This is a genomic window from Actinotalea sp. JY-7885 (genome assembly GCF_014525465.1).
GTDB lineage: Bacteria > Actinomycetota > Actinomycetes > Actinomycetales > Cellulomonadaceae > Actinotalea.
The window spans coordinates 1-9,369 of the sequence record NZ_JACEXH010000135.1; the positions used below are offsets into that span (position 1 = coordinate 1).

Sequence of the window (9,369 nt, forward strand, 5' to 3'; positions counted from 1 at the left end):
GCCCGCGCCCGGCGCGACGCGACCCGCGTCGCGACCGCGCGCCGCCGCGAGGCGCGCGCGCAGCGTCACGAGGCCGCCTACCGGCGCTGGCAGGCGCTGTCGCGCTGAGGCCCGGACGTGGCCCGGGCCGCGACGGCTAGCATGGAGGCCAACGATCGGAAGGGACTGACGTGAACCTGCGCGGCTGGGAGTGGCTGATCCTCCTCGCGATCGTCCTGCTCCTGTTCGGGGCCCGGCGCCTGCCGGACCTCGCGCGGAGCGTCGGGAAGTCGATGAAGATCTTCCGGTCCGAGGTCAAGGACATGCAGCAGGACCACCCGGCGGCGGGCAGCGGCGTCCCCCCGGTCACCACGCCGCCCACGCCGAGCACCACGTACCCCGTCGACGCGCCGCCCGTGACCACGCCACCCCCCGCCACCACGCCGCCGCGCGTGAGCGACGACGACGGTGAGTCGCGCCGCGCCTGAGGCTGCGCGCCGGCGGCGCGGCCCGCGGCGCACCGCGGACGGCCGCATGCCGCTGCGCCAGCACATCCGCGAGCTCCGCAACCGCGTCCTGCTCGCGGCGGCCGGCGTCGTCGTCGGCGCGGCCGTCGCGTGGCTCTGGTACGTGCCCCTGTTCGAGCTGCTCCAGGAGCCGGTGGTCGAGCTCGCGGCCGCGCGCGGCGACCTCATCACGCTGAACTTCGGCGGCGTCGCCACACCGCTCGACCTGCAGATCAAGGTCTCGCTCTTCGCGGGCGCGATCGTGACCAGCCCGTGGTGGATCTACCAGCTCTGGGCGTTCGTCGCGCCGGGCCTCACGCGCCGGGAGCGCTGGACGACTGTCGGCTTCGTCTGCGCCGGGGTCCCGCTGTTCCTCGTCGGCGGCGCCCTCGCGTGGTTCCTCCTGCCCAAGGCCGTGGCCATCCTCAGCGGCTTCACGCCCCCGGGGGCCGCGAACCTCATCGACGCCCAGGGCTACCTCGAGTTCATCATGAAGATGGTGCTCGCCTTCGGCATCGCCTTCCTGCTCCCCGTCGTCATGGTCGGGCTCAACGCGGCCAACCTCGTGCGCGCCGACACCTGGCGCGCGGGCTGGCGGTGGGCGGTGCTGCTGTCCTTCGTCTTCGCGGCGGTCGCGACGCCGACCGCCGATGCGATCTCGATGTTCGCGCTCGCCATCCCCATGTGCGCGCTCTACGTCCTCGCCCTGGGCCTCTGCGTGCTGCACGACCGCAGGGCGGACCGACGGGCCGAGGCGCTCACCGCTGCCTAGGCTGGAGCCATGTCCTCCCCGGCCGAGCGGTACGCGGCGTCGCGCCGCCGGGCCGCCTTCCAGCGCAGCGAGCTCGCCGCCTTCGCCGAGGGCTACCCCTTCGGTCTGGACCCCTTCCAGCTCGAGGCCTGCGGGGCGCTCGAGGGCGGGCGCGGTGTGCTCGTCGCGGCACCGACGGGCGCCGGCAAGACGGTCGTGGGCGAGTTCGCCGTCCACCTCGCGCTCCAGCAGGGCCGCAAGGCGTTCTACACGACGCCGATCAAGGCGCTGAGCAACCAGAAGTACGCCGACCTGGCCCGGCGCCACGGGGCGCAGAACGTCGGCCTCCTCACGGGCGACACCACGGTCAACGGCGACGCCCCGGTCGTCGTCATGACGACCGAGGTGCTGCGCAACATGCTCTACGCGGGCTCCCGCGCCCTGGACGGCCTGGGCTACGTCGCGATGGACGAGGTGCACTACCTGGCCGACCGCTTCCGTGGCCCGGTCTGGGAAGAGGTGATCATCCACCTGCCCGACGACGTGCAGCTCGTCTCGCTGTCCGCCACGGTCTCCAACGCGGAGGAGTTCGGCGACTGGCTCACGATGGTCCGCGGCGACACGGCCGTCGTGGTCAGCGAGACGCGCCCCGTGCCGCTGTGGCAGCACGTCCTGGCGGCCGACGCGCTGTACGACCTCTACGCCGGCCACGTCGACCCCACGGCGCCGGGGGTGGACCCGCCCATCAACCCGGACCTCGCCGTCGCGCTGCGGCGCGTCGACCGCGCCGACGGCTCCCGCGGCCCGGGGGACCGCGGGTACCGGGGCGGGGGCCGCGGACGGCCGCAGACCCGCGGCGCCGCCCGCCTGGGAGCCCGGCGACCGCCGCCGCGGTTCGCCGTCGTCGAGCAGCTCGACGACGCCGCCCTGCTGCCCGCGATCTACTTCATCTTCTCCCGCGCGGGGTGCGCCGCCGCGGTGCAGCAGTGCCTGCGCGCCGGCCTGCGGCTCACCACGGCCGAGCAGGAGGCGCAGATCCGCGCCGTGGTCGAGGAGCGGTGCGCGGCGATCCCGCGCCAGGACCTGGCGGTGCTCGGGTTCTGGGAGTGGAGCCAGGCGCTCGAGCGGGGGATCGCCTCCCACCACGCCGGGCTCCTGCCGCTGTTCAAGGAGACGGTCGAGGAGCTGTTCTCGCGCGGCCTGGTCAAGGTCGTCTTCGCCACCGAGACCCTGGCGCTGGGCATCAACATGCCGGCCCGGTCGGTCGTGCTGGAGAAGCTGACCAAGTGGGACGGCTCCGCGCACGTCGACATCACGCCGGGGGAGTACACCCAGCTCACCGGACGCGCCGGGCGCCGGGGCATCGACGTCGAGGGGCATGCCGTCGTCGTGGACCACGGCGGGCTCGACCCCGTGGCGCTGGCAGGGCTGGCGTCGCGCCGGACCTACCCGCTGCGCTCGAGCTTCCGGCCCACCTACAACATGGCCGTCAACCTCGTCGCCCAGGTCGGACGCGACCGCGCGCGCGAGGTGCTCGAGACGAGCTTCGCGCAGTTCCAGGCCGACCGCGCCGTCGTCGGCCTGGCACGCCAGGCGAAGGCCCACGCCGAGGCGCTCGAGGGCTACGCCGCAGCGATGACGTGCCACCTCGGCGACTTCGCGGAGTACGCGGACCTGCGCCGCAAGGTCGCGGACCGGGAGCAGTCGCTGTCCCGCGAGGCCGTCCGGGCCCGGAGGTCCGAGGTGCTGACCAGCCTGCAGCAGCTGCGCGCGGGCGACGTCGTGGAGATCCCGGTCGGACGCCGGGCAGGCTTCGCGGTCGTGCTCGACCCCGGGCGGGACGCGGGCCTCGACGGCCCGCGGCCCACCGTCCTGACGGGGGAGCGGAAGGTGCGCGTGCTGAGCGTCGGGGAGCTCGCGGGCGGGGTGCGCACCGTGACACGCGTGCGCATCCCCAAGGGCTTCGCGCCGCGCAACCCCGGGTCCCGGCGAGACCTGGTCTCGGCGATGAACACCGCCCTCGCCGAACCGCCGAAGGGCGGCGCCGCCGCGGAGCGCCCGCGGGGCCGGGGGAGGAACGGCTCGGCCGCCGCGGACGACGCGACCCTCGCCGACCTCCGACGGCGGCTGCGCAACCACCCCTGCCACGGCTGCTCCGAGCGCGAGGAGCACGCCCGGTGGTCCGAGCGGTACCACCGGCTCAAGCGCGAGCACGACGCGCTCGTGCGCCGGATCGACGGCCGCACGAGCTCGATCGCGCGCATCTTCGACCGGATCTGCGACGTGCTCACCGAGACCGGCTACCTGGAGCTGGTGACCGACGAGCACCGGACGGACGCCGAGGCGGTGGCCGGCCCCGCGCGGGGACCGGCCCGCACGCGCGTGACCGACGCCGGGCAGTGGCTGCGGCGGCTGTACGCGGAGAGCGACCTCCTGGTCGCGGAGTGCCTGCGCACCGGCATCTGGGACGGGCTCGACGCGCCGGCGCTCGCCGCGGCCGTCTCGGGCGTCGTCTTCGAGGCGCGGCGCGAGGAGCGGGACGCGGCACCTCCCGTGCCCGGTGGACCGCAGGGCAGGCTCGCCCAGGCGCTCGACGCCACGGTGCGCGCCTGGTCGCGGCTCGAGGACATCGAGCTCGCGCACGGGCTCGGCGCCACCCGTCCGCTGGACTTCGGGCTCGTCGAGCCGATCCATCGCTGGGCGAGCGGCCGAGGGCTGGCGACGGTGCTCCAGGGCACGGACCTGGCCGCCGGCGACTTCGTGCGGTGGTGCAAGCAGGTGGTCGACCTGCTCGACCAGATCGCCCAGGCGGCGCCGACGCCGACGACCCGCGCCGCCGCCCGGCGCGCCGTCGACCAGGTACGCCGGGGGGTCGTCGCGTACAGCTCCGTCTGAGGCCTGCGATACGTTCGGCCCGTGGCCAGCACCCTCTACCGCAACGGCGTCATCCACTCCGCGGCCGACCCGTTCGCCGAGGCCGTCCTCGTCGCCGACGGGCAGGTCGCGTGGCTCGGCAGCGAGGCGACCGTCCACACGGTCCTCGACGGGGTCGACGAGGTGGTCGACCTCGACGGTGCGCTCGTGACGCCCGCCTTCGTCGACGCGCACGTGCACGTCCTCCAGACCGGCGGCGCGCTGCGGTCCGTGGATCTCGGCGCCGGATCGGGCGTCGCGACCCTCGCGGCGGCGCTCGGCACGGTCGCGGACGCGGCCCGGCGCGCGCGCGACCTCGGTCCCTCCTCACCCCTGGTGGGGCGCGGCTGGGACGAGACGTCGTGGCCGGAGAACCGCCCGCCGACGCGTGAGGAGCTCGACCGGGTGGGCGAGGGCGCGCCCGTCGTGCTCCTGCGCACGGACGTCCACTCGGCCGTGGTCTCCTCGTCGTTCGCGCGCGTGGCCGGGTGCGACACGCTGCCGGGGTGGCGCCACGACGGCCTCGTGACGGGGGAGGCCCTCGACCGCGCCATGACGGTGGTCAACGCCGGCATGCGCGCGGACCGCGATGCCCTGCACCGGGCCGCGCTGGAGGCCGCGGCCGCAGCGGGGATCGCCTCGGTGCACGAGCACAGCATGCCGAGCAGCGACGAGCTCGACGACCTCGTGCGGCTGCTCGAGATCTCGCGCGACCCCGCCGGCGGCCTGCCGCTCGTCGTCGGCTACCGGGCCGAGCTCTGCGCGACCGAGGACGACGCCCGCTCGCTCCTGGCACAGGTGCCCGGACTGACCGGCATCGGCGGCGACCTGTGCGTCGACGGGTCCTTCGGCTCCCGCACGGCGGCTCTCCGCGCCCCGTACGCGGACCTGGCGCCGGGCGCCGCGGGGGCGAGCGGGGAGCTCTACCTGAGCGCCGAGGAGGTCGCGGCCCACCTCGCGGCCGTCGGCCGGGCCGGGAAGCACGCCGCCTTCCACGTCATCGGCGACCGCGCCATGGAGGAGGTGCTGCAGGGCTTCGAGCTCGCCGCCGACGCGGAGGGCTCCATCGCCGTCCGGGGCGGGCGGCACCGGATCGAGCACGCGGAGATGGTCGACGCCCGCGCGCTCGCCGCCATGGTGCTCTTCGGCGTCGTCGCCAGCGTGCAGCCGGCGTTCGACGCCCGCTGGGGCCACCCGGGCGGCATGTACGCGCGCCGGCTCGGGGCGACGCGCGCCGCCGGGCTCAACCCCCTCGCCGACCTCGCGGCCGCCGGCGTGCCGCTCGCCCTCGGCTCCGACAGCCCGGTGACCCCGTTCGACCCGTGGGGTGCCGTGCGCGCGGCGATCGAGCACCACGACCCGGGGCAGCGCGTCTCGGCGCGCGCGGCGTTCCGGGCGCACACGCGCGGGGGGTGGCGCGCGGCGGGCCTGGACCACACGGGCGCCGGCGAGATCCGCCTCGGTGCGCCCGCGACGCTCGCCGTGTGGCGGGCCGACAGCCTCGCGGTCCAGGCACCGGACGGACGCGTCGCGGCGTGGAGCACGGACCCCCGCGCGGGTACGCCCTTGCTGCCGGAGCTGGGCCCCGACGTGGCGCCGCCGCGGTGCCTGCGGACGCTGCGCGACGGCGTCGTGCTGCACGACGAGCTCGGCTGAGGAATCGTCGCGACACGCCGACGGACACGCCGTCCGGCGAATCTCACCCCCTCGCGCGGACGTCCGGATGACCTGCGGCGATGGTCGTGACCTGCGCTTTCGTCGGCTTGACGGAGCGTGGTGAGCCGGTAGGTTTTCGGGTGTTCCTCCCCGCGGTTCGCGGACCCGGTCGCCCTCGAGGCTGATCGGTCCGCCCCGGTCGAGGGCACCGGCTTGGCCCGCATGTTCAGTAGACAACGGGCGTCGTGTCCCTCGGGGGGCGACGTCCGGTCCGAAGGACATGCGGGCCGGTCGGTCGGTGCCGCGGGGGAGCACGACCGCTCTGCCGCGCGGTTACCCTGGAGGCGTGCCCTTCGCCCCTCCCCGCCGGATCACCAGCCTGATCCTGGCCGTCGTGGCGGGCCTGGTGTGCGACGCGAGCTTCCCCGGCCTCGGGCTCTGGCCCCTGAGCCTCGTCGCCGTCGCCCTGCTGTTCATCGCCTTCGGGCGCGACAGCGCGCGCTGGAACTTCCTCGTCGGGCTGACCTTCGGCCTGGCGTTCTTCCTGCCCCACCTCACCTGGATCCAGGGCTCGGTGGGCGAGATCCCGTGGGCCGCCCTGTCCCTCGTCGAGGCAGCGTTCGTCGGCCTCGTGGGTGCCGCGTGGGCGTGGGCCCGGCGCGGTGCCGTCATCTGGTCGGCCCGGAGGCTCCAGGTCCCGGCGTTCGCGCTGATCTGGGTGGCCGCCGAGGAGGCGCGGCAGGTGCTGCCGTTCGGCGGCTTCCCCTGGGGACGGCTCGCCTTCGCCCACGCGGACTCGCCGCTCGGCCGTTGGGCGTGGGCGGGCGGTGCGCCGCTGGTCTCGCTGCTCGTCGTGGTCGGTGGCGTGATCGTGGCCTTCGCCCTCCTGGCGCTGCGCCGCATCGACGTCGGGGCCGCCAGCGGCTACCTCATCGTGGCGGCAGCGCTCGTGGGCAGCGGCTGGCTGCTGCCGCTGGGCTCGGCGCCCGACGCCGGCCGGCTCGAGGTGGGCGCCGTGCAGGGGAACGTGCCCGACCGAGGCCTGGACTCGTTCCAGCAGGCGCGCGAGGTGCTCGACAACCACGTCGCGGGGACGTACGCCCTGCTGGACGTCGTCGCGCCGGGAGACCTGGACCTGGTCGTCTGGCCCGAGAACGGCTCCGACATCGACCCGACCGTCGACGAGGCGGCCGGCGCCGCCGTGCAGGGAGCGGCCCGGGCGCTCGACGCGCCGCTGCTCGTCGGGACGCAGGAGTTCCCGGCCGACGGCGGTCGGCTCAACATGTCCCAGCTCTGGGACCCCGAGCTCGGCGTGGTGGACCGTTACGCGAAGCAGCACCCCGCGCCGTTCGCCGAGTACGTGCCCATGCGCGACGTCGCCCGCCGCTTCTCGGACGCGGTCGACCGCGTGAGCACGGACATGGTCCCCGGGCAGGGCGTCGGGCTCATCGAGCTGGAGTCCCCGCGCCTGGGCCGCACCGTCGGCCTCGCGGACGTCATCTGCTTCGAGGTCGCGTACGACGGCATCGTGCGCGACGCCGTCCAGGCCGGGGGAGAGGTGCTCCTCGTCCAGACGAACAACGCGACGTTCGGCCGCTCCGACGAGTCCACCCAGCAGCTCGCGATGAGCCGCCTGCGGGCCATGGAGCACGGGCGGGCCACCATCCAGATCTCCACCGTGGGTGTCAGCGGGGTCATCACGCCCAACGGCGTGCTGACGCAGACGACGGGGCTCTTCACGGCCGAGCAGATGGTCGCCTCGCTCCCGCTGCGCACCGAGCTCACGCCGGCGACGCGCTACGGCGACGCGATCGCGTGGGTGCTGCGGGTGCTCGGGCCGATCACGGTCGTCGCGGGCATCGCCGGGGCCCGCCGCATCCCGCGCGCGGACCGGCTCGCCGCCGCGGACGCCCCGCGCACGGCCCAGCGCGTGCGCTGACACCCCGTCCCGCGCCAGGACAGCGCGTGCCGCGGCGAGGGCCGCGGGTCGGCACGACATGACGAAGGCCGCCACCCCGTGGGGTGGCGGCCTTCGGTCGCGCTGGTGACCGCCGTCAGGCGGAGCGGCGCAGCTTCCCGGCGCGCAGCAGCTCGAGGCGCTCGGTCAGGAGCTCCTCGAGCTCTCCGACCGTGCGGCGCTCGAGCAGCATGTCCCAGTGGGTGCGGGGCGCCTTGCCGGCCTTGGGCTCGGGCTTGCTGGCGTCCCGGAGGAGGGCCTCCTCGCCGCAGCGGCACTCCCACACGACCGGCACGTCCGCCTCGGCCGAGAAGGGCAGGATGATCGTGTGCCCGTTGGGGCAGTCGTAGTACGCCTGGAACCGCGGGGCGAACTCCACGCCCACGTCCGACTCCATGCTGTGGGCACCGATGCGCATACCGCGCAGTGATCGGTCAGCCATCGCGTGACCTCCTTGGCCGCTGGGCGGGCAGAGAGGATCACTCCCGCCCGGTGGGTCTGTCTGTCGTCCTGCACTCTCAACGCGCCCGCCGCCACCGGTGTTCCGGCGGGTCGTGAAGGTCCGGTGAACGTGCCACCACCGCCGCGGTGAACCGGCGCCGCGGCTGCGGTCCACCGTCCCGCGGGCGCCGTCGCCCTGCAACTCGGGAGCCCGGGGACGTCGTCGCGGGCCGTTCGACCTCAGCGCTCGGGGTGCCCGGGCTGCGCGAGGACGACGCCGTCGGTGAACATCACCCCGTCCGCGAAGCGCGCCTCGACGCTGCCGCCACCGAACTGCTCGGCGTACAGCCGCGCGTACAGACCGCCCGTCGCGAGCAGCTCGTCGTGCGTCCCGCGCTCCGCGATGCGTCCCGCGTCGACCACCACGATGACGTCCGCGTGCCGGATCGTGGAGAGGCGGTGCGCGATGGCGATCGTCGTCCGCCCCGCCATGACCTGGTTCAGCGCCTGCTGCACCAGCCGCTCCGACGCGGTGTCCAGCGCCGAGGTCGCCTCGTCGAGGATGAGGATCCTCGGGTCCTTGAGCAGCACGCGCGCGATCGCCAGCCGCTGCTTCTCACCGCCGGAGAGCCGGTACCCGCGCTCGCCCACGGTCGTGGCGTAGCCCTCCGGGAACGCCATGATCCGGTCGTGGATGTTCGCCGCCCGGGCCGCGGCGGCCAGCTCGTCGTCGCTCGCGTCCGGGCGCGCGTAGCGGAGGTTGTCCCCGATGCTCGCGTGGAAGAGGTACGGGTCCTGCGTGACCATCCCGACGGCGTCCGCGACGGAGGCCAGCGTGAGGTCGCGGACGTCGTGGCCGTCGATGAGGACAGCACCGGAGTCGACCTCGTAGAGCCGGGGGACGAGGTAGCTCAACGTCGTCTTGCCTGCGCCGGAGGGGCCGACGAACGCCGCCAGCTGGCCGGGCTCGATGCGCAAGGACACGCCGCGCACCGTCCACGTGCGGCCGGGTCCCGGCCCGTCGGCCGGGGAGTGGTCCGACGCAGAACCGTCCGTCGGGGAGCCGTCCGGCCCGGAGCCCTCGGGCGCGCCGTCGCCGACCGGGCGGAGGCTCCCGTGGCCGCCCGCCGGCGTGCCGGCGGACCGCGGGCGCTCGACGGCCGCGG

The 9,369-nt window shown here is 75.2% G+C and carries 7 protein-coding genes; 5 read left to right on the plus strand and 2 right to left on the minus strand.

The window, feature by feature from the left end; all coding sequences use genetic code 11:
- The first annotated feature begins 170 nt into the window (after positions 1-170).
- The 5 genes from tatA to lnt all read left to right on the plus strand — a co-directional run bounded on the left by tatA (position 171) and on the right by lnt (position 7,744).
- Positions 171-467, plus strand: a complete 297-nt coding sequence (gene tatA / locus IDM29_RS12180; protein ID WP_182113936.1) for a Sec-independent protein translocase subunit TatA — start codon at positions 171-173, stop codon at positions 465-467.
- A 46-nt stretch (positions 468-513) separates the two neighbouring features.
- Positions 514-1,257: a twin-arginine translocase subunit TatC gene (tatC, locus tag IDM29_RS12185; RefSeq protein WP_182113935.1), complete on the plus strand. Its 744-nt coding sequence runs from the start codon at positions 514-516 to the stop codon at positions 1,255-1,257.
- 9 nt (positions 1,258-1,266) lie between these two features.
- On the plus strand, positions 1,267-4,131 hold the full coding sequence (locus tag IDM29_RS12190) for an RNA helicase (RefSeq protein ID WP_182113934.1): 2,865 nt from the start codon (positions 1,267-1,269) through the stop codon (positions 4,129-4,131).
- 21 nt (positions 4,132-4,152) lie between these two features.
- The gene (locus tag IDM29_RS12195; protein ID WP_182113933.1) at positions 4,153-5,805 is read left to right on the plus strand and encodes an amidohydrolase; all 1,653 of its coding nucleotides are present in this window, start codon (positions 4,153-4,155) and stop codon (positions 5,803-5,805) included.
- A 346-nt stretch (positions 5,806-6,151) separates the two neighbouring features.
- Positions 6,152-7,744: an apolipoprotein N-acyltransferase gene (lnt, locus tag IDM29_RS12200; protein ID WP_255491864.1), complete on the plus strand. Its 1,593-nt coding sequence runs from the start codon at positions 6,152-6,154 to the stop codon at positions 7,742-7,744.
- A 115-nt stretch (positions 7,745-7,859) separates the two neighbouring features.
- Here lnt and IDM29_RS12205 read toward each other — a convergent pair whose 3' ends face one another.
- Both IDM29_RS12205 and IDM29_RS12210 read right to left on the minus strand, forming a co-directional pair.
- Positions 7,860-8,204, minus strand: coding sequence for an RNA polymerase-binding protein RbpA (locus tag IDM29_RS12205; protein WP_182113931.1), 345 nt, complete (start codon positions 8,202-8,204; stop codon positions 7,860-7,862).
- A gap of 239 nt (positions 8,205-8,443) precedes the next feature.
- Positions 8,444-9,369 (minus strand): ABC transporter ATP-binding protein (locus IDM29_RS12210; protein ID WP_223148265.1); only part of this gene is annotated, 926 nt, incomplete at its 5' end.

Coding starts and splice junctions, on each gene's coding strand:
- IDM29_RS12205 (WP_182113931.1), bottom strand. CDS start 8,204: ATGGCTGACCGATCACTGCGCGGTATGCGCATCGGTGCCCACAGCATG.
- tatC (WP_182113935.1), top strand. CDS start 514: ATGCCGCTGCGCCAGCACATCCGCGAGCTCCGCAACCGCGTCCTGCTC.
- IDM29_RS12190 (WP_182113934.1), top strand. CDS start 1,267: ATGTCCTCCCCGGCCGAGCGGTACGCGGCGTCGCGCCGCCGGGCCGCC.